Genomic DNA, 23,173 nt, shown 5'->3' with positions numbered 1-23,173 from the left:
ACACATCAAGATGCACAAGACTCGCAATATCCGCGCCTCGGCCCTCGCGCTGGCCGTGCTCGGCACCCTGTTCGTCGGCCAGGCGGCCGCCTCGGGCTTCCAGCTGCGTGAGCAGAGCGTGAAGAACCTCGGCAAGTCCAACGCCGGCAGCATGGTCGGCAAGGACGCGGCGGTGGTTTCGCTCAACCCGGCGGCGATGGTCAACCTGGACAAGAACACCTTCCAGGCCGACCTGACCGTCATCGATCTCAATGCCAAGTTCAGCGGCGGTGGTGCCATCCTCGGCAACCCGGCCAAACCGCTGACCGGTGGCAACGGCGGCGACCCGGGCGATCCGACCCCAGTGCCGAACATGGCTGTGGTGTTCCCGATGCACGGAGCGCTGGAAGGCCTGACCCTGGGCGCCAGCCTCGGCGCGCCGTTCGGCCTGGCCACCAAGTACGACGCGAACTGGGTGGGCCGCTACCGTGCCATCGAGTCCGATGTGAAGACCATGGACCTGACCCTGTCGGCCGCGCTCAAGCTCAGCGACGGCGTGTCGATCGGCGCCGGCTTCATCTGGGAGCGCGCAGAGGCGACCCTGACCAAGGCGATCGACTTCGGCACCGCGATCTGCGCAGGCTCGGGCAACCCGGCCAACTGCTTCAACCCGAGCTATCCGTTCCAGCCGCAGGCGCTGGATGGCGGTTTCAAGGTCAAGGGCGCCGACAACAGCATCGGCTTCGTGATCGGCGCACAGATCGCCCCGACCGACCAACTGGCGATCGGCCTGAGCTACCGCTCCGAGATCAAGCAGGAGCTCAAGGGCAACCTGTACTTCACCGGCGTGCCGGCCCTGCTCGCCAGCGACCCGCGCTTCGCCAACGGCCCGGGCGGCGCGCGCCTGGTCACTCCGAGCGTGACCACCGTGAGCGTGAAGTACGCCGTCGCCGACAACTTCCGCGTGCTGGCCGACTACCAGTACACCGGCTGGGATTCGCTGCAGGACGTCACCATCAAGCGCAGCAACGGCACCATCGTCGGCAGCGAGCCGTTCCACTGGAGCAACACCCACTTCTACTCGCTGGGCATGGAGTATGACTTCTCGCCGGCGCTGACCCTGCGCGGCGGCATCGGCAAGGACAAGACCCCGACCCACGACACCTACCGCACGCCGCGTCTGCCCGACAACGATCGCACCCTGTACTCGATCGGCGCCAGCTGGCACCTCAGCGACAGCCTGTCGCTGGATGCGGCCTACCAGCGCATCGAGATCAAGTCGCCGACCATCAATCTGCCGGTGGACGCGGCATCCGGCAACACCTCGACCCTGGCCGGCCGCTACACCGGCCACGCGGATCTGGTGGGCGTGTCGATGCAGTACCGCTTCTGATCCTGGCGATCACGCAACAAGAAACAGCCCCGCTCCGGCGGGGCTGTTTCGTTGCAGGCACGGATGCCGCCGAGGCGGTGCCCCGCGCATCGCGCGCAGGGCGGCCACCAGGCTCAATCGCCCAGGGTCAGCAGGCTGGCATTGCCGCCGGCGGCGGTGGTGTTGATGGTCACCGTCTTCTCGGTGGCAAAACGCGGCAGGTAGTGCGGTCCGCCGGCCTTGGGGCCGGTGCCGGACAGCCCCTGGCCGCCGAACGGCTGCACCCCGACCACCGCGCCGATCTGGTTGCGGTTGACATAGATGTTGCCGACCTTGGCGCGCGCCACGATGCGGTCGATGGTGGCATCGATGCGCGAGTGGATGCCGAGGGTCAACCCGTAGCCGGTGGCGTTGATCGCATCCACCACCGCATCCAGCTCCTCGGCCTTGAACCGCACCACGTGCAAGGCGGGGCCGAACTTTTCGCGGTCGAGCTGGGCGATGGAATCCAGCTCCCAGGCGGTGGGTGGGAAGAAGGTGCCGTGCTCGGTTCCGGGCGGCAGCGGAGTGCGTGCGATCAGGCGCGCCTCGCGGTCCATGCGCTCGGCATGCGCGGCCAGCACTTGGCAGGCATCGGCATCGATCACCGGGCCGACGTCGGTGGAGAGCAGCGCCGGGTTGCCGACCTTCAGCTCTGCCATCGCGCCGGCGAGCATGTTGATCACTTTGTCGGCGATGTCCTCCTGCACCAGCAGGATGCGCGCGGCCGAGCAGCGCTGGCCGGCCGAAGTGAACGCGGAGGCGAGCGCGTCTTTGACCACCTGTTCCGGCAGCGAGGAGCTGTCGGCGATCATGGCGTTCTGGCCGCCGGTCTCGGCGATCAGGGTGGCGATCGGGCCGGCCTCGCGGCTGGCCAGCGCGCGGTGGATCAGGCGCGCGGTGTCGGTGCCGCCGGTGAAGGCCACTCCGGCCACGCGCGGATCGCGGGTCAGCGCTGCGCCGACGGTGGCGCCATCACCCGGCACGAACTGCAGCACGTCCTGCGGGATGCCGGCCTCGTGCAGCAGCTTGACTGCGGCATACCCGACCAGGTTGGTTTGCTCGGCCGGCTTGGCAATCACGCTGTTGCCGGCCGCCAGCGCCGCCGCGATCTGGCCGGTGAAAATGGCCAGCGGGAAGTTCCACGGGCTGATGCAGACGAACACGCCGCGCCCGGACAGCTGCAGCTGGTTGGATTCGCCGGTCGGGCCGGGCAGGGGGATCGGGGCGAAATGCTCGCGCGCCTGCAGCGCGTAGTAGCGCAGGAAATCCACCGCTTCGCGCACCTCGGCCACGCTATCGGCGATGGTCTTGCCGGCTTCCTTCACGCACATCGCCATGAACTGCGGCATGCGCGCCTCCAGCAGGTTTGCGGCGTGCTCGAGGATCGCGGCGCGCGAGGCGGCCGGCATCGCGTCCCAGGCGGGCTGCGCGGCGACGGCATTGGCCAGCGCGCGCTCGACGGTCGCGGCGTCCGCGGGCTGCCAGTGGCCCACCACCTCGCGGCGATCGGCCGGATTGGTGACGGCGATCGCTTCGCCGGCGGAGCGTGCGCCCGGCACCAAGGGGGCGGCGGTCCACTGGCCGCTGCCGGAGGCGTTCATGGCGGCGGCCAGTTCGCGTAGGGTGTCGTCGTTGGCGAGATTGATGCCCATGGAGTTGTCTCGTGGCTGGCCCTGGCTGCGGTACAGGTCGACCGGCAGTGGGATGCGGGGGTGCGGGATGTGTTCGAGTGCGGACACGAAGTCCACCGGGTCGCGGATCAGCTCTTCGACCGGAATCTCCGGATCGGTGATGCGGTTGACGAAGCTGGAGTTGGCGCCGTTTTCCAGCAGGCGGCGCACCAGGTAGGGCAGCAGGTCCTCGTGGCTGCCGACCGGCGCGTACACCCGGCAGGGCACGTCCAGGCGGTCGGCTGGGATCACCTCCGCGTACAGATCGTCGCCCATTCCGTGCAGTTTCTGGAACTCGAAGTCGCGGCGGCCGCGCATGGCGCGCGCCATCCGGTGCACGGTGGCGATGGTGTGCGCGTTGTGGGTGGCGAACATCGGATAGACCGCATTGCCGGCGTCCAGCAGGCGACGGGCGTTGGCGAGATAGCTGACGTCGGTGTTCTGCTTGCGCGTGAACAGCGGGTAGCCGGCCTGGCCTTCGACCTGGGCGCGCTTGATCTCGGCGTCCCAGTAGGCGCCCTTGACCAGCCGCACCGGGATGCGGCGACCCAACTGGCCGGCCATGTGCACGATGTGGTCGATCACGAACGGCGCGCGCTTTTGGTATGCCTGCACCACGATGCCGAAGCCATCCCAGCCCTGCAGCGAAGGGTCTGCCATCACCTGGAAGATCAGGTCCAGCGACAGTTCCAGACGATCGGTCTCCTCGGCGTCGATGGTCAGGCCGATGCCGTATTCGCGCGCCAGACGCGCCAGTTCCAGCAGGCGGCCCCCCAACTCGTCCAGCACCCGCGCGCGCTTGGCGTGCTCGTAGCGTGGGTGCAGCGCCGAGAGCTTGACCGAGATGCTGGGCGCGGCGAACACCGCATCGGCGCCTTGCGCGCGGCGTGGGGCGTAGTCGCGACCGATCGCATGGATCGCGCCCAAATAGGCTTGCTGGTAGCGCAGCGCGTCACGCTGGGTGAGCGCGCCTTCGCCCAGCATGTCGAAAGAATAGCGGTAGGCGGCGTTCTCGCCCTTGCGGCTGCGCGCCAGGGCTTCTTCGATCGTGCGTCCCAGCACGAACTGGTGGCCCATGATCTTCATGGCCTGGCGCACCGCCAGCCGGATCACCGGCTCGCCGGCGCGGCCGATCAATCGTTGGAAAGCCCCGTACACGTCGCGGCGGGTGTCATCGGCCAGTTCGACCAGCTTGCCGGTCAGCAGCAGGCCCCAGGTGGAGGCGTTCACCAGCAGGGATTCGGACTGCCCCAGGTGCTTCTCCCAGTTGGCATCGCCCAGCTTGTCGCGGATCAGCGCATCCGCCGTGGCCTGATCGGGAATGCGCAGCAGCGCCTCGGCCACGCACATCAGCAGCACGCCTTCCTCACTGCCGAGGTCGTACTGGCGCATGAAGGCTTCGACCGCGCCCTGATTGCGCGCGCGGGCGCGCACCCTGCGCACCAAGTCGGCCGCGACTGCCTGCGCGGCGTCGCGGTCGGCGGCGGGCAGGCGGGCCTGCTCCAGCAGTTCGCGGACGTGGCTGGCTTCGTCGCGGATCCAGCCGGCGGTGATCGCGGCGCGGGTGGGCGCGGGGACGGGAGGGAGTTCCGGAGAGAGGATGGGAGAAGAAGAAATGGAGGCCTGACTGCTCATGCGGAGGGCCGATCGCAGGGGATCACACATTGTAGAGGCCCGCGGCCAGCAGCGAGCAGGCAGCGAGTATGGGCGGTGGTTGCCGTGCGCTCCCGGGCCCAGTAATCTTTGATTCGGGTCAAGGCAGTTTGTGTTCATTCATGTTCCTGCCAGCCCAGGACTTAAAAAGTCGCGCGCCACGGGAGGGGTATGCCGTGGCCCGGCATCTTCGATCGAGCACGAGACAGGCGGGACTTGGCGTGATGACATCCGGTCGTATCAAACAACTGGCGCTGGCGGCGATGGCCGCCGCATGGCCTGTGCTGGCGCAGGCGCAGGATCCGGCCGCAGGGCCCGCCGATCCGCATCCTTGGCAGCTGAACATGGGGCAGGGCGTCACTCCGACCTCACAGGCGGCCTACGACGCCCACATGATCATGCTGGTGGTGTGCGTGGTGATCGGCATCCTGGTGTTCGGCGCCATGGCCATCGCCATCTTCCGCTTCCGCAAATCCAAGGGCGCAGTGGCGGATACCTCGTTCACGCACAGCACCAAGCTGGAGCTGATCTGGACCGCGATCCCGGTATTGATCCTGATCGGCCTGGCGTTCCCCGCCACCAGCGGCCTGCTGCGCATGTACGACGTGCGCGATGCGCAGATGACGGTGAAGATCACCGGCTATCAGTGGATGTGGAAGTACGAATACCTGGGCGAGAACGTGGCCTTCACCAGCCGCCTGGCGCGCGAGCATGACGAACTGAGGCAGAGCGGGAAAACCGTCACTGCGGCAGATGCTCCGCACTATCTGCTGGACGTGGACAACGCGCTGGTGTTGCCGGTCGGCACCAAGGTGCGCTTCGTGCTGACCGCGGACGACGTCATCCATTCCTGGTGGGTGCCGGCGCTGGGCTGGAAGCAGGACGCGGTGCCCGGCATCGTCAACGAAGCCTGGGCCAAGATCGACAAGCCCGGCATCTATCGCGGCCAGTGCGCCGAACTGTGCGGCAAGGATCACGGCTTCATGCCGATCGTGGTCAAGGCGGTCAGCCAGCAGGAGTTCGCGCAGTGGCTGGCGGCCGAGAAGGCCAAGCGCGCGTCGGCCAAGCCCGAGGCTCCGGCAGAGACGCCAGCGCCGGCGCCTGCCGCCACCGCTGCGGCCACTCCGTCCGATCCGCCCGCCGCCGTCGCGCAGGCCGGTTGATCTCCGCACCGCATTCGTCAAGAGGTCACGCCATGTCCGCTACCCATCCCGATGCCGTCGCCCAGCACGATGCCCACGGCCACCACGCGCAGGGCTTCATCGAGCGTTGGCTGTTCTCGACCAATCACAAGGACATCGGCACGCTGTATTTGGTGTTCAGCTTCATCATGGCCATTCTCGGCGCCGCGCTCTCGGTGGGCATCCGCGCCGAGCTGGCCGAGCCGGGCCTGCAGTTCGTCAAGCCCGAGGTGTTCAACCAGCTGACCACCATGCACGCGCTGGTGATGATCTTCGGCGCGATCATGCCGGCCTTCGTGGGGCTGGCGAACTGGATGATCCCGCTGCAGATCGGCGCCCCTGACATGGCGCTGCCGCGCATGAACAACCTCTCGTTCTGGATCATGCCGTTCGCGTTCGCCCTGCTGCTGCTGACCTTCTTCCTTCCGGGCGGCGCGCTGGCGGGAGGTTGGACGTTGTATCCGCCGCTGTCGTTGCAGGGCGGCGCCAACCTGGCGTTCGGCATCTTCGCCATCCACATGATGGGCATCAGCTCGATCATGGGTGCGATCAACATCATCGCCACCGTGCTCAACATGCGCGCGCCGGGGATGGACCTGCTGAAGATGCCGATCTTCTGCTGGACCTGGCTGATCACCGCATTCCTGCTGATCGCGGTGATGCCGGTGCTGGCCGGCGCGGTGACCATGCTGCTCACCGACCGCTTCTTCTCCACCAGCTTCTTCAATGCGGCCGGCGGCGGTGACCCGGTGATGTATCAACACATCTTCTGGTTCTTCGGACACCCGGAGGTGTACATCATGATCCTGCCGGCGTTCGGGGTCGTGTCCGAGATCATCCCCACCTTCAGCCGCAAGCCGCTGTTCGGCTATCAGGCGATGGTGTATGCCACCGCGGCGATCGCGTTCCTGTCATTCATCGTGTGGGCGCACCACATGTTCGTGGTCGGCATGCCGCTGGGCGGCGAACTGTACTTCATGTTCGCCACCATGCTGATCTCGATCCCCACCGGGGTGAAGGTGTTCAACTGGGTCACCACGATGTGGCGCGGCTCGCTCACCTTCGAGCCGCCCATGCTGTGGGCGATCGCGTTCGTGGTGCTGTTCACCATCGGCGGTTTCTCTGGCCTGATGCTGGCGATCGTGCCGGCCGACTTCCAGTATCACGACACCTACTTCGTGGTCGCCCACTTCCACTACGTGCTGGTGACCGGCGCGCTGTTTGCGATCATTGCCGCGATCTACTACTGGTGGCCGAAGTGGACCGGCCGCATGTACAACCAGACCTGGGCCAAGTTCCATTTCTGGTGGAGCGTCGTGTTCGTCAACGTGCTGTTCTTCCCGCAGCACTTCCTCGGCCTGGTCGGCATGCCGCGCCGCATCCCGGACTACAGCGTGGTGTTCGCGGACTGGAACCTGGTCAGCTCGATCGGCGCGTTCGGCATGTTTCTGACCCCGTTCATGATGGCCTTCATCCTGTGGCATTCGCTCAAGCATGGCGCCAAGGCCGAGGCACGGGTCTGGGAAGGTGCGCGCGGTCTGGAGTGGACGGTGCCATCGCCCGCGCCGCACCACACCTTCCAGCACCCGCCGGTGATCAACGACGGCGACCTCGCGCACGGCGACGTGGCGCACTGATCCTTCGGAGCCTGCGATGCGTCCTGATCCTGCCAACGACCCCGCCCTGCAGGCGCGCCGCCGGCGCGCCCGCCGCACGGCGTGGTGGTTGGCGGCGATCGCGCTGGCGGTGTATGCGGGGTTCATGCTGTCGAGTATGCCGGGGCGTTGAGCATGGCCGCGCGGCGCGAGCACGGGGTATGGAAGCTGGCCGGAGTGGCGCTGCTTGCGTTCGGCTTCGCGTTCTCGATGGTGCCGCTGTACCGCCTGGCCTGCCAAAAGGTGTTCGGCGTGCGCCTGGAGCAGGGGCCGGTGCAGGACGCCGGTGTGCAGCGGCCTGCCGATCGCTGGGTGACCGTCCAGTTCGATGGGGCCGTGAACTCCAAGTTGCCGTGGAAGTTCGCGCCCGAGCAGCAGAGCATGCGGGTGCAGGTGGGGCGTCAGTACCAGGCGCTGTACTTCGCGCGCAACGGCGCCGGGCGCGCGATCGTGGGCAATGCGGTGCCGTCGGTGGCGCCGGCGCGGGCTTCGGGCTATTTCAACAAGACCGAATGCTTCTGCTTCACCGCGCAGACGCTTCAGGCCGGCGAGTCGCGCGACATGCCGGTGCGCTTCATCGTCGATCCGGCGCTGCCGGCCGATATCAACACCATCACCCTGTCCTACACCTTCTACAAGAACGACGCTCTGACCGCCGCGCTGGCGACGAGCAGAGATCCCGCGGGAGCGGTTCGCGCCGCGCCCTGACCCACCTGACAGAAGACTGGAAGACCGCCATGTCCCACGCTCACGCCGAACACGGCCATCATGATCAGGACGTTTATTTCGTTCCCCACGGCAGCAAGTGGCCGGTGTTGCTCTCGGTCGCACTGTTCGTACTGATGGTCGGGTTCGCCAGCTGGCTGAACGAGGTCAGCTGGGGCCGCACGGTGTTCTTCGTCGGCCTGGCTGGCCTGCTGGCGGTGCTGTTCAAGTGGTTTGGCGATGTGATCCGCGAGTCGATCGCTGGCCACTACAACAGGCAGGTGGATGTGTCGTTCCGGATGGGGATGGTGTGGTTCATCTTCTCCGAGGTGATGTTCTTTGCCGCCTTCTTCAGCGCGCTGTTCTACGCACGCCAGTTCGCGCTGCCGTGGCTGGCGGGCGAGGGTCATGGCGTGCAGACCCACGCGCTGCTGTGGCCGGATTTCTTCGGCGGCTGGCCCAGCAACGGGCCTGCGGACGTCGGCGGCAGTTTCCAGACCATTCCGCCGTGGGGGCTGCCACTTCTCAACACTCTGATCCTGCTGTCCTCCGGCGTCACCGTCACCATCGCGCACCATGCCCTCAAAGCGGGCAAGCGCGGCGCCCTGCTGCTGTTCCTCGGCCTGACCGTGGTGCTGGGCTGTCTGTTCCTGTACTTCCAGGCTACCGAGTACGCGCACGCCTACCACAGCCTCAACCTGACCCTGGGCTCGGGCATCTACGGCTCGACCTTCTTCATGCTGACCGGCTTCCACGGCGCCCACGTCACCCTCGGCACGCTGATGCTGCTGGTGATCTGGCTGCGCTGCGCGATGGGCCATTTCACCAAGGACAACCACTTCGCGTTCGAAGCGGTGGCCTGGTACTGGCATTTCGTGGACGTGGTCTGGCTGGGCCTGTTCCTGTTCGTGTACGTGCTCTGAATCCAGACCTGCGTTCGCAGGCAGGCGAGAGGCCGGCGCTGCCGGCCTTTTCGTTCATGGGCGGAGGCAGGGTTCGAGTCCAGCCCGCAGGCGGGCGTCAGGTCGAGAATCAGCCGGGAGCGCGGCCGATGCCGTGCGGCACGATCCAGCCCAGCTTGATGGCCAGGATCACCAGCAGGATCAGCGCGATGCTCAGCGCCACCCGCCGGGTCAGGGCGTTGACCGTCCGCTTACTGGTGCCCTTGTCGATCAGCAGGTAGTACAGCCCCGCACCGAGGTTCCATAGGATGAGCAGCAGAAAGCCCACTACCAGCAGGATTTTCAGGGGTTCGCTCATGGAGGCCTCTTTGCCGGTTCAGGCTGTCAGCATAGCCGCATCGCCGCGGAAGGTGTGGCGCAGATGAGCATCCGCAGCGGACGCCTGCTGGGCGGTTGGGCTTTGGCGCTGCTGCTGGCGGCTGGGTTCGCCGCGCTGGGGCGCTGGCAGCTGGCGCGCATGCACCAGAAAGAGCGCCAACTGGCAGATGCCGCAAAGGCGGCGCTTGCGCGTGGCCAGCCGCAGCCGCTGCTGCTGGCCTCTGATCCCGCGCGCGCGCAGGCCTACGACTGGGCGGCCGGGCGCGGCGTGCTGGCGGATGTCACCCTGTGGCTGGACAACCAGCAGCGCGACGGCCGGGTGGGCGTGCGCATGTATTGCCTGCTGTATCCGCAGGACGGCGTGCAGCCGCTGCTGCTGGATGCCGGATGGTGGCCGCTGGGCGGCGATCGCGCGCTGCCCGCGCCGGGTTGCCCGCGGGTGGCCGACCAGGCCGTGCGCGGGCTGCTGGCGCCGCCGCCGGCAGCAGGTCTGGCGCACGGCGCGCCGCTGACGCGCCAGGCGGACGGCCGCTGGCTGGCGGTGCGCCTGGACCTGCCGGCGATCGCCGCCGCGCTGGGCCTGCGTACCCACATCGCGCCGCGGGTGCTGCGGCTGGATCCGCAGTATCGGCCGGGAGATGCGGGCGTGATGCTGGCCCCCGGCCAGCGCGATCTCGACATCCTGCCGAATACCCTGCCGCCCGAACGCCACCTTGGGTATGCCGTGCAGTGGTTCGGGCTGGCATTTGCCACAGTGGCGGTAGCTGCCGTCCTCACGTTCAGGAGACGATCGCGATGAACTCGCTGACTCCACCGCCTGCGGCCGTGCGTCGCAACCGTCTGGTCTTGCTCGCGATCGCAGGTCTTTCATTCGGCACCCTGCTGGCGGCGGGCGCACTGCGCTTTTCCGGCTGGCAGCCGCAGGGCCTGAAGAACAAGGGCGAGCTGTTGCAGCCCTACGGTGACCTGCGCGATCACGCCCTGACCCTGGCTGACGGTAGCCACTACCGTTGGAAGGACAGCCCGCGCACCTGGCGCATCGTGGCGGCGCCGGACGGGTGCGACGGCGCCCGCCGCGCCGCCTGCACGCAGCTGCTGGAAAACCTTGACAAGGTCTGGCGGCTGATGGGGCGCGAGGCCGACCGCGTGCACGTGCTGTGGGGCGGTGCGCTGCCGAGACCGGTTGCCGGAATGCGCGAGGTGTATCCGATCCAGATGGATGCGCGACTACGTACGACGTTGGCGCCAGGGAAGAGCGCCGCCGCGCCGGGCGATCAGGTGTGGCTGGTGGATCCCTATGGCTTCGTGGTGATGCGCTACCCTTCCGGATTCGATCCGGGCGATCTGCGCAGCGATCTCGCCCGTCTGCTGAAGGTCAACTAACGACGATGAGTGCTTCTCCTGGTTCTGCCCGTCAGCCGCTGTATCGCCATTTCCACCGCATCGCCTGGCTGGCGGTGCTGCTGGCGGCCGGGGTGATCGTATTCGGCGCTTTCGTGCGCCTGTCCAACGCCGGCCTCAGCTGCCCGGATTGGCCGACCTGCTACGGCCGCGCGACGTGGCCGACGCATGCCGATCAGGCGCTGGATCATGCCGCCACCGCGATCCGCCCGGTGGTCCCGGAGAAAGCCTGGCGCGAGCAGGTGCACCGGATGATCGCCGGCCTGCTGGGCCTGCTGGTGTTCTGCCTCGCGCTGCTGGCCACGCGCCGGCGCCCCCAGGGCTGGCTGCACGTGCTGGGCGCGGCCGCCGCGGTGGTGGTGGCCATCCCGCTGTACATGCGCGGCGCGCATGCGCCGGCCTCGCTGCTGGCGGTGGCGGCCGAACTGCTGTTGCTCATCGGCGCGCTGCGCTGGTCGAACGTCGATCTGGCGCGGGTGTCCACCTTGACCCTGGCGGTGATCATCTTCCAGGCCCTGCTGGGGATGTGGACGGTCACCTGGCTGCTGAAGCCGGTGGTGGTGATGGGGCACCTGCTGGGCGGGCTGACCACCTTCGCCCTGCTCACCTGGACCGCCTGGCGCGCCACCGGGCGCCCGCTGCTGAGCGCGGATGCGCGTCGGCTGCGGGTGCTGCTGGGTATCGGGCTAGCGCTGCTGGCAGCGCAGATCGCGCTGGGTGGCTGGACCTCGGCCAACTATGCCGCGCTGGCCTGCGGCAACGAGTTCCCGAAATGCGCCGGTGCCTGGTGGCCGGCGCATGATTTCCGCGAGGGCTTCGTGCTGTGGCGCGGGATCGGGGTGGACTACGAAGGCGGGATCCTCGACAACCCGGCGCGGATCGCGATCCAGCTGGCGCACCGGATGATGGCGGTGGTGGTGGCGGGCTATGTGCTGCTGCTGGCGCTGCGCCTGCTGCGAATGCCTGGGCTGCGCGGTTGGGGCGCGCTGCTGGGGCTGCTGGTGTGCGCCCAGTTCGGGCTGGGCATGGCCAACGTGCTGCTATCGCTGCCGCTGCATGTGGCGGTGCTGCACAACGCCGGCGCGGTGCTGCTGCTGTTCGCGCTGGTGAGCCTGTTGGCGCGGCTGCGTCCGCCGGAGGCTTGAAGTGGGCATGCGAGCGCAGGCGCCGCAGTACTGGGCGGTGACCAAGCCGCGGATCGTGGCGCTGATCGTGTTCACCGCGATCATCGGCATGCTGCTGGCGATCCGTCCCGGCGAGGTCTGGCCGTGGCGGCGAATGCTGGCGGCGAGCGTCGGCATCTGGCTGGCGGCGGCCAGCGCGGCGGCCATCAATCATCTGCTGGATGCGCGCATCGATCGGGTGATGGCGCGCACGGCGGAACGCCCGCTGGCCACCGGCGCGCTGCGCCCGGCGCAGGTGCTGGCCTTTGCGCTGCTGCTGGCGGCGCTGTCGATGGCGATCCTGCTGCTGTGGGTGAACTGGCTGTGCGCGCTGCTGACTTTCGGCGGACTGATCGGCTATGCGGTCATCTATACCGGTTTTCTCAAGCGCGCCACGCCGCAGAACATCGTGATTGGCGGCCTGGCCGGCGCGGTGCCGCCGCTGCTGGGATGGGCCGCGGTCAGCGGCATGCAGCGCCCGTGGGACTGGGCGCACGCGCTGCTGCTGGTGCTGATCATCTTCGTATGGACGCCGCCGCATTTCTGGGCGCTGGCGATCTTCCGCCGCGAGGACTATGCGCGCGCCCTGGTGCCGATGCTGCCGGTGACCCACGGCGTCACCTACACGCGCTGGCAGATCCTGCTGTACACCGTGCTGCTGGTGGTGGCCAGTGTGTTGCCATGGGCCACGCACATGAGCGGCATCTTCTATCTGGCCGGCGCGCTGGTGTTGGGCGCGGTGTTCTTGTGGTACGCGTGGCGGCTGCTGGATCCGCCGGATGAGTTCTTCGCGATGCGCATGTTCAAGTACTCCATCGTGTACCTGATGGCGTTGTTCGGCTTCCTGCTGCTCGACCACTGGCTGATGCCGCTGCTGGGCGGCGCGCCGGTGCTGGAGCTGGCCCCAGTGGCGTGAGCGATCTGTTCGCCAGCGCGACGGCCGGCGGCAGCACGGCGCTGGGAGCGCAGGCGTATGTGCTGCACGGGTTCGCGCTGGCGCAGGCGCCCGCGCTGTTGCAGGACATCGCGCAGATCGCGGCGCAGGCGCCGTTCCGGCAGATGCGCACCCCGGGCGGACGCCTGATCCAGGTCGAGATGACCAACTGCGGGGAATACGGTTGGGTCAGCGACCGCCGCGGCTACCGCTACGAAGCGATCGATCCCGGCAGCGGGCGGCCGTGGCCGGCCATGCCTGCCGCATTCCTGCAGCTGGCGGCCGCAGCGGCCGCGAAGGCCGGATTCCCCGATTACCGGCCGCAGGCCTGCCTGATCAACCGCTACCGCGCCGGGGTCGGAATGGGCCTGCACCAGGACCGCGACGAGGATGATGCGGTGGCGCCGATCGTCTCCGTCTCGCTAGGGCTGCCCGCGGTATTCCTGTGGGGCGGAACTACCCGCCAGGAGCGGCCGCGGGCATTCCCGTTGACGCACGGCGACGTGGTGGTCTGGGGCGGAGTGGACCGCATGCGCTTCCACGGCGTGCGCCCGCTGCGGCCCGGGCGCGATCCGGCCACCGGCGACTGCCGCCTGAACCTCACTTTCCGCAAGGTGCGCTGAGCCTGCGCGATGCGCTGCACTGCGGCGTGCAAGAAGCGGGAGGCCGTGCCGGCACGGCAGCGCTAGAGTGACGGCATGCCCCATGCTTCCACGCCAGCGTCCTCACGCGACGCCGCCGCCCTGGTCGCGGCCGCCTGCCGCCGGATCGAGCAGGCCGAAACGCCACCTCCGCTGCGAGTGTTGGCGCAGGCCGCCGGGCTGCCGCCGCATCGCTTCCATCGCCTGTTCAAGGCGGTCACCGGGCTCACGCCCCGCGCCTACGCGCAGGCGCTGCGCCGGCAGCGGGTGCAGGCTGCCTTGGGCAACCCCGGCAACAACGTGCTGCAGGCCGCACTGGAGGCAGGGTTCAATGCCTCCAGCCGGTTTTATGCGAATGCGCCGGCGCTGCTGGGGATGCCGCCGGGACGCTTTCGCGCGGGGGGCGCCGGGATGCGCATCCAGTTCGCGCTGGGGCAGTGCGCGCTCGGCGCTCTGCTGGTGGCGCGCAGCGTGCGTGGCCTGTGCGCGATTGCCTTGGGCGAGGACCCGGAAGCGCTGCTGCGCGAACTGCAGCAGCGTTTCCCGCGGGCCGAGCTGATCGGCGGCGATGCCGAGTTCGAGCGCTGGATGGCGCAGGTCGCGGGCTTCGTCGAGGCGCCGCGCATCGGCCTCGATCTTCCGCTGGATATCCAGGGCACCGCGTTCCAGCAGCGCGTGTGGGAGGCGCTGCGCAAGATCCCGCCGGGCCGCACCGCCAGCTATGCCGAGATCGCCGCCGCCATCGGCCAGCCGAACGCCGCGCGCGCGGTGGCCGCGGCCTGCGCCGCCAACCCGCTGGCGGTGGCGATTCCCTGCCACCGCGTGGTGCGCAGCGACGGCGGCCCGTCCGGCTACCGCTGGGGCGTGGCGCGCAAGCAGGCGCTGCTGGCGCGCGAAGCGGCGCCCGGATGAAGGAAGCGCCGCCCGCGGCCTCAGGCAGCCGCCCGCGCTACGCGGGGGGCGTGGGCCGCGCGCAGTTCCTCGCTGTCGAAGTCGTCCACCATGATGGTGTCGAGCGTCAGCGCGCGCAGGGCTTCCAACTGGACGCGTTCGTCCGCGGTGATGGCCCCGATGCGCACGGCTTCCTCCAGCTGCGCCGGATAGTCCAGCGCCTGGATCTGGCCGGACTTGAGCGCCTTGAGGAACTTGCGCTCCACCGGCTCGGCGTTGATCGCCTGCGTCAGATAGCTGTTGATGCGGCCGCCCGGGTTGTTGTCGCCCGGGGTCAGGAACGCGCCGGCGGCCAGGCGCTCGCGCGCCTCGTTCGGGTTCATCAGCAGGTTGGCCACCCGCCGCGACAGGCGATCGCCCGGAGCCACGGCGCGGCGGCCCAGCGGGAACACCAGCGGCCACAGCAGCCAGCCCAGCGGCCGGATCGGGAAGTTGCGCAGCGCCTGCGACAGGGCTAGCTCGATTTCATGCACGCCGTTGTGGAAGGCCCAGGCCAGCAGCGGCTTGTCCGCCTCCGGGCAGCCCTCGTCGTGGTGACGCTTGAGCACCGCCGCCAGCATGTACAGATGGCTGAGCACGTCGCCCAGGCGACCCGACAGCGATTCCTTGAACTTCAGGCGGCCGCCCAGCGCGCCTAGCGAGATGTCGGTCAGCAGCGCCAGGTTCGCTGCATAGCGGTTGAGCTTGCGGAAGAACTTGCGGGTATAGGCATCGCCAGGGACGCCGGTCTGCAGGCGCGCGCCGGTCAGTCCGAACCACAGCGAGCGCACGGCGTTCGAGATCGCGCCGCCGATGTGCGCGTACAGCACGCCGTCCAGCGCGTCCAGCCCGGCCTTCGCGTCTGGATCCTGCGCCGCGCGCATCTCCTTGAGGATGTAAGGATGGCAGAGGATCGAGCCCTGGCCGAAGATCAGCAGGCTGCGGGTCATGATGTTGGCGCCTTCCACCGTGATCGCGATCGGCGCGGCCTGCCAGCCGCGGCCGGCGAAATTGCGCGGACCGAGCACGATGCCCTTGCCGCCGATCACGTCCATCACGTCTTTCGACACTTCGCGCGCCATCGTGGTGCAGTGGTACTTGGCGATCGCCGAAGGCACCGACGGCACATCGCCGCGATCGACCGCCGCGGCAGTGGCCTGCGCCAGCGCGCTGATCACATAGGCGCGCCCGCCGATCCGTGCCAGCGCCTCCTCGACGCCCTCGAAGCGGCCGACCGACAGCCCGAACTGCTTGCGGATGCGCGCGTAGGCGCCGGTCACCACCGCGCCGGCCTTGGCGCCGCCGCTGGCGGTGGAGGGCAGGGTGATCGAACGTCCCACCGCCAGGCATTCGTTGAGCATGTTCCAGCCCTTGCCGGCCATGTCCACGCCGCCGATCAGCTGGCTGAGCGGGATGAACACCTCGCGCCCGTGGATCGGCCCGTTCTGGAACGGCGAGTTCAGCGGGAAGTGGCGGCGACCCACTTCCACCCCGGGCGTGTCGCGCGGCAGCAGGGCCAGGGTGATGCCGATATCCGGCGTGTCACCCAGCAGCCCGTCCGGGTCGTACATGCGGAAGGCCAGGCCGATCAGGGTCGCCACCGGCGCTAGGGTGATGTAGCGCTTGTCGAAGGTGAGCTTCACGCCGAGCACGTGGGCGCCATTCCATTCGCCCTTGCAGACGATGCCGTAGTCCGGAATCGAGGTGGCGTCGGAGCCGGCGAACGGCCCGGTCAGGCCGAAGCAGGGCACTTCCTGGCCAGTCGCCAGGCGCGGCAAGTAGTAATCCTTCTGCTCGCGGGTGCCGTAGCGATGGATCAGTTCGCCCGGGCCCAGCGAATTGGGCACGCCGACGGTGGCGCTGACTACGCTCGAGATCGAGGCGATCTTCTGGATGACCTTGTGGTGCGCCAGCGCCGAGAAGCCCAGGCCGCCGTATTCCTTCGGGATGATCATGCCGAAGAACTTATTGCGCTTGAGGAAGTCCCACAGCTCCGGCGGCAGGTCGGCATGCACGTGGGTGATTTCCCAGTCGTTGATCCGCTTGCACAGCTCTTCCACCGGACCGTCCAGGAAGGCCTGTTCCTCGGGCGTGAGCTGGGGCTTGGGGTAGGCCAGCAGCTTGTCCCAGTCCGGCTTGCCGTTGAACAGATCACCCTCGAACCCGACCGAGCCGGTTTCCAGCGCGATCCGCTCGGTCTGCGACAGCGGCGGCAGCGCCTTGCGCAGCACGCGCAGGATGGGCGCGGTCAGCAGCGGCTTGCGGATCACCGGGATCAGCAGCGGCAGCGCGATCAGCGCCAGCAGCGCGGCAGCGACGGCGCTGGCGGCAGGGCTGGCACCCAGCAGCCAGGCGACGACGAGCAGGCTGCCGGCCAGCGCGACCCAGACCGCCAGACGCAGGCGGTGATAGGCCGCAAAGGCGGCGGACAGCAGCAGGAGGAAAAACGGGACGAGATGGCTCATGGCAGGACTCCGTGGCGCGGCTCGAGCGGCGGCGACGAACGACATGGACGGCCCCGGCAGAGGGAAGACCGGGCAACCATACGCTTTAGTATGGCAACCGCCGGCGCGCTGTCAATGCAGAAAAAAGAGTGAAAACTCAGCATACTGCGCCCTGCATCACCGTACGGAAACATGACGTTCATGACCGACATCGCTCCCCGCAGCGGGCGCCTGAGCGCCGATGACTGGGCCAAGGAGGCGCTCGACCAGATCGCCGAGCAGGGCGTGGCCTCGGTGGCCGTGGAGCCGCTGGCGCGCCGCCTGGGTGTCACCAAGGGCAGCTTTTACTGGCATTTCCCTTCGCGGGATGCCTTGCTGCAGGCGGCGCTGGATCGCTGGGAGCGTGACGAGCAGGCCGCCTATGGCGCGCTGGAAGCGATCACCGATCCCGCCGAGCGGCTGCGCACCCTGTTCCGGTTGATCGCCCAGCACAACAAGACCCACGTCATCTACTCCGAACTGCTCAAGGCGGCAGGGCACCCCGCGATCGACGCGGTGCTGGCGCACGTGCTGGAGCGCCGCATCGGCTTTCTGTTCAGGTGCTTCCGCGAGGCTGGCCTGAGCCAGAAAGATGCGCTCAACCGGGCGCGCATGACCTATGCGATGTACGTCGGGGTGCTGCAGCTGGAGCTGCCGCGCTTCCGCGCGCGTCAGCCGATCGAAGGCTTCGACGGCTACATCGAACACATGATGGCCACGTTGGTGCCGCAGCCGGCCTGAGCGCCGCCGCATCCGGCCGCCATTCCGCGCGCGCTCCTGCAATCGATTTCAACCAGTGCCTGATCAGGCAAGGACTTCGCCCGATGACAAGCAAGCTCGCATCCTTGAACCAATGGGTCGCGGAGGTCGCGCGCCTCACCCGTCCCGCCGCCATCCACTGGTGCGATGGCAGTGACGCCGAGAATGCGGCGCTGATCGCGCGCATGCAGGCCGACGGCACCCTGATCCAGCTGAATCAGGCCACCCATCCCGGCAGCTGGCTGCACCGTTCGCATCCGGACGACGTGGCGCGGGTCGAGCACCTCACCTTCGTCTGCACCACGGAGCGCGAGGACGCCGGCCCCAACAACCACTGGATGGCGCCGGCAGAGGCGCACGCCAGGATGGACGCCCTGTTCGACGGCTGCATGCAAGGCCGCACGATGTACGTCATCCCATACTGCATGGGCCCGATCGACTCGCCGCTGTCGCGCTGCGGGGTGGAGATCACCGATTCGCCCTACGTGGTGGCCAACATGCGCATCATGACCCGCATGGGCGCGTCCGCGCTGGCGCGGATCGAACGCGAGGGCACGTTCGTGAAGGGACTGCACTCCATCGGCGAGCTCGATCCCAACCGTCGCTTCATCATGCACTTCCCGGAAGAGCTCACGATCAAATCCTACGGCTCTGGCTATGGCGGCAATGCCCTGCTCGGCAAGAAATGCCATGCGCTGCGCATCGCCTCCTGGCAGGCCCGCCAGGAAGGCTGGCTGGCCGAGCACATGCTGATCCTCGGGGTCGAGACCCCGAGGGGCCAGACCCACTACATTGCCGCGGCGTTCCCGTCCGCCTGCGGCAAGACCAACCTGGCCATGCTGATTCCGCCGGAAGGCTACCGCCGCGCCGGCTGGAAGGTGTGGACGGTGGGCGACGACATCTGCTGGATGCGTCCGGGCACCGACGGCCGTCTTTATGCGATCAATCCGGAGGCCGGGTTCTTCGGCGTCGCGCCGGGCACGTCGAACGCGTCCAACCCGAATGCGATGGCCATGATTCGCGCCAACACCATCTTCACCAATGTGGCGATGACCGCCGATGGCCAGCCCTGGTGGGAGGGCATCGACAACGGCCTGACGCCCGCGCTGGATTGGCAGGGGCGGCCGTGGCGGCCGGACAATGGCCCGGCGGCGCACCCCAACGCACGCTTCACCGTCAGCGCCCGCCAGTGTCCGTCGTACTCCCCGATGGCCGAAGACCCGCGCGGCGTGCCGATCAGCGCGATCGTGTTCGGCGGCCGCCGCGCCTCGCTGGTGCCGCTGGTGTTCCAGGCGCGCGACTGGACTCACGGCGTGCTGGTCGGCGCCGCGATGGGGTCGGAGACGACCGCGGCAGCGACCGGTGCGGTCGGCGTGATGCGTCGCGACCCGATGGCGATGAAGCCGTTCTGCGGCTACAACTTCGCCGACTACTTCGCGCACTGGCTCTCATTCGAGCGCCCGGGCGCGCAACTGCCCGCCATCTTCCACGTCAACTGGTTCCGCAAGGGCGACGACGGCAAGTTCCTGTGGCCCGGCTTTGGCGAGAACCTGCGCGTGCTGGAGTGGATGATCGGCCGGGTGGAAGGACGCGCCGGCGCGGTCGAGACCCCGATCGGGCACCTGCCGCGCGCCGAGGATCTCAACCTCGAGGGGCTGACGCTGTCCGACGAGGCCCGGGCCAAGCTGTTTGGCCTCGACCACGCGGGCTGGCAAGCGGAGCTCGCGAGCATCGAAGCCTATCTCGACGACTACGGCCCGCGCCTGCCGCAGGCGCTGCGCGCCGAGCAGCAGCGCATCGCGCGCGCGCTGAAGAGCTGATCGGCAGGCAAGCGCATACCCGCCAGGACCGTCTGCGCCGCATCCTTTCCCCGCTTGCGTCGTCCAGACGCGCCTCGGTCTTGCCGGGGCGCGTCAACGATAACGATGGTGCGAGACGGGCCCCAACGTCCGGATGTCAAGCCCGATCAAGGCGCCCGCTGCATCTGAAGCTGAATGCGCAGATAGCATCATGAATGGCCGCTAAGGGGCTTGTTAAAGAAGTGTTGACTGTCCTATAGTCGGGAAGTCGGGCCAGCTCCGGCCGGACGCATCTCAACTTCAAGTCACTTCGTCCCACATAGGGGGTTACACACAATGGCTTCTACTTACCTCTCCAAAGGCCTGAAGCGAAGCGCGCTGACCGTTGCTCTGGGTCTGTGCTTCGCGGGTGGCGTGCAGGCGCAGAGCGCAGTCGGTTCGATTTTCGGCGAGGCGCCGGCGAACAGCAGCGTTTCGATCGAGAATCTCGACACTGGTGCGACTCGTCAGATCAGCGCAGACGCGAACGGGCGCTTCTCGTTCTCGCAGCTGCAACCGGGGCGCTATCGCGTGACTTCGAACGGGGTCACCCGCGAAGTGCAGGTCAAGGTCGGTACGGGTACGAGCGTGAGCCTGAATCAGCAGGCCACGACCCTGGGGACTGTGACGGTCATCGGCTCTGGTGCCATCAACCCGATCGACGTGTCTTCGGTGGAGTCCACCACGGTCTTCACCCAGCAGCAAATCCAGCAGCTGCCGGTGGCGCGTGACATCACCAACGTGGCCCTGCTTGCGCCGGGGACCGTGAAGGGGGACACCGGGCTTGGCAATGGCAATCTGGCGTCGTTTGGCGGCTCCTCCGTGGCCGAAAACGGCTATTACATCAATGGTTTCGACGTCACCAACATCCGCAATTTCTTGTCCTACGCGGACCTGCCGTTCGATGCCATCGGTGAGCAGCAGGTCAAGACCGGCGGTTATGGTGCCGAGTTCGGTCGCTCCCTGGGCGGCGTGATCAGCCTGGTGACCAAGCGCGGCACGAATGAGTGGAAGGGGGGCGTCAGTGCTTACTGGGTGCCCTCGTGGGGGCGTGAAGCGGGCAAGGATGTCGTATCCCGCAACCCTCTGGATCAGCAGTCGGGTGATATCTATTCCGTCTACCGTAGCGCCAATGAGAGCGAATCTCTGACCTACAACGTGTATGGCGGTGGCCCGCTGGTAAAGGACAAGCTGTTCTTCTTCGGTCTGATCGAAGGGCGCAGCAATTCGTCCGATACTTATCGCCGCATCACCAGCACTCATACCAGTGACACCAGTCCGAACGCGCTGGTGAAGCTGGACTGGAATATCACCGACAACCACGTCCTCGAGTTCACCGGGATCCACAACAAGAACAAGACCCACTATCGCGATTATTCCTATGCGAATGGGGCCAAGTATGTCGGTCAGCACCAGAACTTGGATGCTGAATACGACGTCGAAAACGGTGGCGACGTCTACATCGGCAAGTACACGGGCTACCTCACCGATTCCTTCACCCTGTCGGCAATGGCGGGGCGCCTGGAGAACGTCAATTCCTATCGCACGCCGGAATCCCTGCCAGGCGGCAATTGCCCGCGCGCATATGACAGCCGCACCAACCCTAGCAGCGTTACCTACATTGGTTGCTGGAATCAGTCGCAGACCTACATTCGTGATCCCAACTGGGGCCCGGACAAGGATACGCGTAATGCCTTCCGTCTCGATGGTGAATGGATTCTGGGCAACCATCATCTGCGCTTCGGCTATGACACCGAAAAGTTCACCTCGGGTCATGCGGGCCAGGTCTACACCGGTGGCATTTACTGGCGGTTCTACTTCGTCCCGGCCAATACCACCCGAGTCGTCAATGGCGTGACGGTCAATGGCGGTGCGAACGGGCAGAATTACGCACGCAGCTGGTATTACCAGACCACGTCCGGATCCTATGAGGTCAGGAACACGGCGTACTACCTCGAAGACAGCTGGCAGCTCACCGACAAGTTCCTGGTGTATGCCGGCGTGCGCTCGGAAGGGTTTGAAAACAAGAACTCGACGGGTGATACGTTCGTCAAGGCCGACAACCAGATCGCACCGCGGCTGGGCTTCTCGTGGGATGTGAACGGCGACTCCACCTTCAAGGTATTCGGTAACGCCGGCCGCTACTACATCCCGGTGGCGTCCAATACCAATATTCGTGCCAGCGGTGGGGAAGTGCTGATCCAAAACTTCTACTACACCACGGGCGTGGATGCAGCCAATGGCGTGCCGCTGGGGATTGGTTCCAAGATTGGGCCGGAATCGGTGAATGGCTCGCTCAATCCGCCTGATCCGCGCACCATCGCCGTCACCGACCTCAAGCCCATGTATCAGGATGAGTTCATCCTCGGTATGCAGATGCAGCTCAACGATGCATGGACGGTGGGTGCGCGTGCGATCCATCGCCAGGTCAAGAATGGCATGGATGACTATTGCAGTCATCAGGCGTTCGTTAACTGGGCCAACGACAACGGTTACACCAATTTCGATCCGAGTTCGATGGCGACATGCTTCATCGTCAACCCGGGTCGCGATATCAAGATCGCGCTCGATCTGAACAGTGACGGGAACTACACCGTCGTAACCGTGCCCAATAGTTACCTGGGGCTGCCCAAGTATCAGCGTAGCTACAACGCATTGGAGTTGTTCTGGGAGCGCAACGCGGGTGACAACTGGTTCCTGCAGGGCTCGTATACGTTCGCCAAGAGCCGCGGTAATGTCGAGGGCTACGTCAATTCGACCCTGGAGCAGGAAGATGCTGGTTTGACCCAGGACTTCGACCATCGTCTGTTCGAGGATGGCGCGTACGGCTACCTGCCGAATGATCGCCGGCATACCTTGAAGCTGTTCGGGTCTTACAAAATCAACGATGAGTGGCGCGTGGGCGCCAATCTGTTGGTCCAGTCCGGGCGGCCGGTGAACTGCACTGGCTATGTCCCGCTCACGGGGCTGGGTGTGGATGCCAGCAGCCTCAATGCTTACGGTCCGTCGAGCTTCTACTGCCTGGATCAGAACGGCAATAAGTTCCTGAGTCAGCGTGGTGCTTTCGGGCGTACGCCTTGGACCAGGAACGTCGATCTGCAGGTGTCTTATCAGCCGAACTGGGCTGACAAGAAGTTGACGCTGGCGGTGGATGCGTTCAATGTCTTCAACTTCCAGACGGTGACGGAGTACGACGAGAGGTCGGAGCTTGACCGTTCGACGCCCACCTATAACCCGAACTTCCTGAACGCGGCCAACTTCCAGAGCCCGCGCTACCTGCGGTTTACGGTGCGCTACCAGTTCTGATAAGTATCGCCGTGCGTATTTTCGAAGCCGCCGGGGTTATCCGGCGGCTTTTTTTTGGTTCTTCTCCCAACTGAGGGGAGAGACGCACGGCCGACCCGCCAGAATTGCTGTTGTCGAGGCAACAAAGTGGGGATCGGCCGTGGCCGACGGGGATTGTATTTCTCAGCTTGGGGGCTGGGCG

The 23,173-nt window shown here is 66.9% G+C and carries 18 protein-coding genes; 15 read left to right on the top strand and 3 right to left on the bottom strand.

What is annotated here, in order from left to right; all coding sequences use genetic code 11:
* The first annotated feature begins 10 nt into the window (after positions 1 to 10).
* Entirely contained in the window at positions 11 to 1,372 is a 1,362-nt protein-coding gene (locus ML342_RS08260; protein WP_240126565.1) for an OmpP1/FadL family transporter, read from the top strand.
* 113 nt (positions 1,373 to 1,485) lie between these two features.
* On the opposite strand, the gene putA is transcribed toward ML342_RS08260, so the two are convergent.
* Positions 1,486 to 4,698 carry a bifunctional proline dehydrogenase/L-glutamate gamma-semialdehyde dehydrogenase PutA gene (gene putA, locus ML342_RS08255; protein ID WP_240126564.1) on the bottom strand — a complete coding sequence of 1,071 codons (3,213 nt, stop codon included), beginning with the start codon at positions 4,696 to 4,698 and terminating at the stop codon, positions 1,486 to 1,488.
* A gap of 242 nt (positions 4,699 to 4,940) precedes the next feature.
* On the opposite strand from putA, the gene coxB reads away from it, so the two are divergent.
* From coxB to ML342_RS08235, 5 genes are read left to right on the top strand one after another with little or no spacing between them, the layout of a single operon-like run.
* The gene (gene coxB / locus ML342_RS08250; protein ID WP_439655185.1) at positions 4,941 to 5,879 is read left to right on the top strand and encodes a cytochrome c oxidase subunit II; all 939 of its coding nucleotides are present in this window, start codon (positions 4,941 to 4,943) and stop codon (positions 5,877 to 5,879) included.
* 32 nt (positions 5,880 to 5,911) lie between these two features.
* Entirely contained in the window at positions 5,912 to 7,534 is a 1,623-nt protein-coding gene (ctaD, locus tag ML342_RS08245; RefSeq protein ID WP_240126563.1) for a cytochrome c oxidase subunit I, read from the top strand.
* Positions 7,535 to 7,550: 16 nt separating this feature from the next.
* Positions 7,551 to 7,685, top strand: a complete 135-nt coding sequence (locus ML342_RS11900) for a hypothetical protein (protein WP_275672422.1) — start codon at positions 7,551 to 7,553, stop codon at positions 7,683 to 7,685.
* 2 nt (positions 7,686 to 7,687) lie between these two features.
* Positions 7,688 to 8,260 carry a cytochrome c oxidase assembly protein gene (locus ML342_RS08240; protein WP_240126562.1) on the top strand — a complete coding sequence of 191 codons (573 nt, stop codon included), beginning with the start codon at positions 7,688 to 7,690 and terminating at the stop codon, positions 8,258 to 8,260.
* Positions 8,261 to 8,289: 29 nt separating this feature from the next.
* Positions 8,290 to 9,180: a cytochrome c oxidase subunit 3 gene (locus tag ML342_RS08235; protein ID WP_240126561.1), complete on the top strand. Its 891-nt coding sequence runs from the start codon at positions 8,290 to 8,292 to the stop codon at positions 9,178 to 9,180.
* Positions 9,181 to 9,289: 109 nt separating this feature from the next.
* Here ML342_RS08235 and ML342_RS08230 read toward each other — a convergent pair whose 3' ends face one another.
* Entirely contained in the window at positions 9,290 to 9,517 is a 228-nt protein-coding gene (locus ML342_RS08230) for a twin transmembrane helix small protein (RefSeq protein WP_240126560.1), read from the bottom strand.
* 63 nt (positions 9,518 to 9,580) lie between these two features.
* Between ML342_RS08230 and ML342_RS08225 the strand changes: the two genes are divergently transcribed.
* From ML342_RS08225 to ML342_RS08200, 6 genes are all read left to right on the top strand, one after another.
* Positions 9,581 to 10,336 carry an SURF1 family protein gene (locus ML342_RS08225; RefSeq protein ID WP_240126559.1) on the top strand — a complete coding sequence of 252 codons (756 nt, stop codon included), beginning with the start codon at positions 9,581 to 9,583 and terminating at the stop codon, positions 10,334 to 10,336.
* On the top strand, positions 10,333 to 10,920 hold the full coding sequence (locus tag ML342_RS08220) for a redox-active disulfide-containing membrane protein (RefSeq protein WP_240126558.1): 588 nt from the start codon (positions 10,333 to 10,335) through the stop codon (positions 10,918 to 10,920). Before ML342_RS08225 ends, ML342_RS08220 begins: the two co-directional genes overlap by 4 nt.
* 5 nt (positions 10,921 to 10,925) lie before the next feature.
* Positions 10,926 to 12,083, top strand: a complete 1,158-nt coding sequence (locus ML342_RS08215) for a COX15/CtaA family protein (protein ID WP_240126557.1) — start codon at positions 10,926 to 10,928, stop codon at positions 12,081 to 12,083.
* Between the two features lie 7 nt (positions 12,084 to 12,090).
* Positions 12,091 to 13,017 (top strand): heme o synthase, encoded by a 927-nt coding sequence (gene cyoE / locus ML342_RS08210; RefSeq protein WP_240126556.1) that lies wholly within the window; start codon positions 12,091 to 12,093, stop codon positions 13,015 to 13,017.
* Positions 13,014 to 13,658, top strand: coding sequence for a DNA oxidative demethylase AlkB (gene alkB / locus ML342_RS08205; protein WP_240126555.1), 645 nt, complete (start codon positions 13,014 to 13,016; stop codon positions 13,656 to 13,658). Before cyoE ends, alkB begins: the two co-directional genes overlap by 4 nt.
* Positions 13,659 to 13,733: 75 nt before the next feature.
* The gene (locus ML342_RS08200; RefSeq protein WP_240126554.1) at positions 13,734 to 14,588 is read left to right on the top strand and encodes a methylated-DNA--[protein]-cysteine S-methyltransferase; all 855 of its coding nucleotides are present in this window, start codon (positions 13,734 to 13,736) and stop codon (positions 14,586 to 14,588) included.
* 20 nt (positions 14,589 to 14,608) lie between these two features.
* On the opposite strand, the gene ML342_RS08195 is transcribed toward ML342_RS08200, so the two are convergent.
* Positions 14,609 to 17,071, bottom strand: coding sequence for an acyl-CoA dehydrogenase (locus tag ML342_RS08195; RefSeq protein ID WP_240126553.1), 2,463 nt, complete (start codon positions 17,069 to 17,071; stop codon positions 14,609 to 14,611).
* A gap of 180 nt (positions 17,072 to 17,251) precedes the next feature.
* On the opposite strand from ML342_RS08195, the gene ML342_RS08190 reads away from it, so the two are divergent.
* The 3 genes from ML342_RS08190 to ML342_RS08180 all read left to right on the top strand — a co-directional run bounded on the left by ML342_RS08190 (position 17,252) and on the right by ML342_RS08180 (position 22,992).
* Positions 17,252 to 17,830, top strand: a complete 579-nt coding sequence (locus ML342_RS08190; protein WP_240126552.1) for a TetR/AcrR family transcriptional regulator — start codon at positions 17,252 to 17,254, stop codon at positions 17,828 to 17,830.
* An 83-nt stretch (positions 17,831 to 17,913) separates the two neighbouring features.
* The gene (locus ML342_RS08185; protein ID WP_240126551.1) at positions 17,914 to 19,668 is read left to right on the top strand and encodes a phosphoenolpyruvate carboxykinase (GTP); all 1,755 of its coding nucleotides are present in this window, start codon (positions 17,914 to 17,916) and stop codon (positions 19,666 to 19,668) included.
* Between the two features lie 315 nt (positions 19,669 to 19,983).
* Positions 19,984 to 22,992 (top strand): TonB-dependent receptor, encoded by a 3,009-nt coding sequence (locus tag ML342_RS08180; RefSeq protein ID WP_240126550.1) that lies wholly within the window; start codon positions 19,984 to 19,986, stop codon positions 22,990 to 22,992.
* Positions 22,993 to 23,173: the final 181 nt, after the last annotated feature.

The sequence above is a fragment of the Thermomonas alba genome (assembly GCF_022419205.1).
GTDB classification, from domain to species: Bacteria; Pseudomonadota; Gammaproteobacteria; order Xanthomonadales; family Xanthomonadaceae; genus Thermomonas; species Thermomonas alba.
This window is presented reverse-complemented; position numbering and strand designations above follow the sequence as displayed.

Coding starts and splice junctions, on each gene's coding strand:
- ML342_RS08180 (WP_240126550.1), top strand. CDS start 19,984: ATGGCTTCTACTTACCTCTCCAAAGGCCTGAAGCGAAGCGCGCTGACC.
- ctaD (WP_240126563.1), top strand. CDS start 5,912: ATGTCCGCTACCCATCCCGATGCCGTCGCCCAGCACGATGCCCACGGC.
- ML342_RS08230 (WP_240126560.1), bottom strand. CDS start 9,517: ATGAGCGAACCCCTGAAAATCCTGCTGGTAGTGGGCTTTCTGCTGCTC.
- ML342_RS08190 (WP_240126552.1), top strand. CDS start 17,252: ATGACCGACATCGCTCCCCGCAGCGGGCGCCTGAGCGCCGATGACTGG.
- coxB (WP_439655185.1), top strand. CDS start 4,941: ATGACATCCGGTCGTATCAAACAACTGGCGCTGGCGGCGATGGCCGCC.
- ML342_RS08185 (WP_240126551.1), top strand. CDS start 17,914: ATGACAAGCAAGCTCGCATCCTTGAACCAATGGGTCGCGGAGGTCGCG.
- cyoE (WP_240126556.1), top strand. CDS start 12,091: ATGCGAGCGCAGGCGCCGCAGTACTGGGCGGTGACCAAGCCGCGGATC.
- ML342_RS08215 (WP_240126557.1), top strand. CDS start 10,926: ATGAGTGCTTCTCCTGGTTCTGCCCGTCAGCCGCTGTATCGCCATTTC.
- putA (WP_240126564.1), bottom strand. CDS start 4,698: ATGAGCAGTCAGGCCTCCATTTCTTCTTCTCCCATCCTCTCTCCGGAA.
- ML342_RS08260 (WP_240126565.1), top strand. CDS start 11: ATGCACAAGACTCGCAATATCCGCGCCTCGGCCCTCGCGCTGGCCGTG.
- ML342_RS08240 (WP_240126562.1), top strand. CDS start 7,688: ATGGCCGCGCGGCGCGAGCACGGGGTATGGAAGCTGGCCGGAGTGGCG.
- ML342_RS08195 (WP_240126553.1), bottom strand. CDS start 17,071: ATGAGCCATCTCGTCCCGTTTTTCCTCCTGCTGCTGTCCGCCGCCTTT.
- ML342_RS08220 (WP_240126558.1), top strand. CDS start 10,333: ATGAACTCGCTGACTCCACCGCCTGCGGCCGTGCGTCGCAACCGTCTG.
- ML342_RS08225 (WP_240126559.1), top strand. CDS start 9,581: ATGAGCATCCGCAGCGGACGCCTGCTGGGCGGTTGGGCTTTGGCGCTG.
- ML342_RS08200 (WP_240126554.1), top strand. CDS start 13,734: ATGCCCCATGCTTCCACGCCAGCGTCCTCACGCGACGCCGCCGCCCTG.
- ML342_RS11900 (WP_275672422.1), top strand. CDS start 7,551: ATGCGTCCTGATCCTGCCAACGACCCCGCCCTGCAGGCGCGCCGCCGG.
- ML342_RS08235 (WP_240126561.1), top strand. CDS start 8,290: ATGTCCCACGCTCACGCCGAACACGGCCATCATGATCAGGACGTTTAT.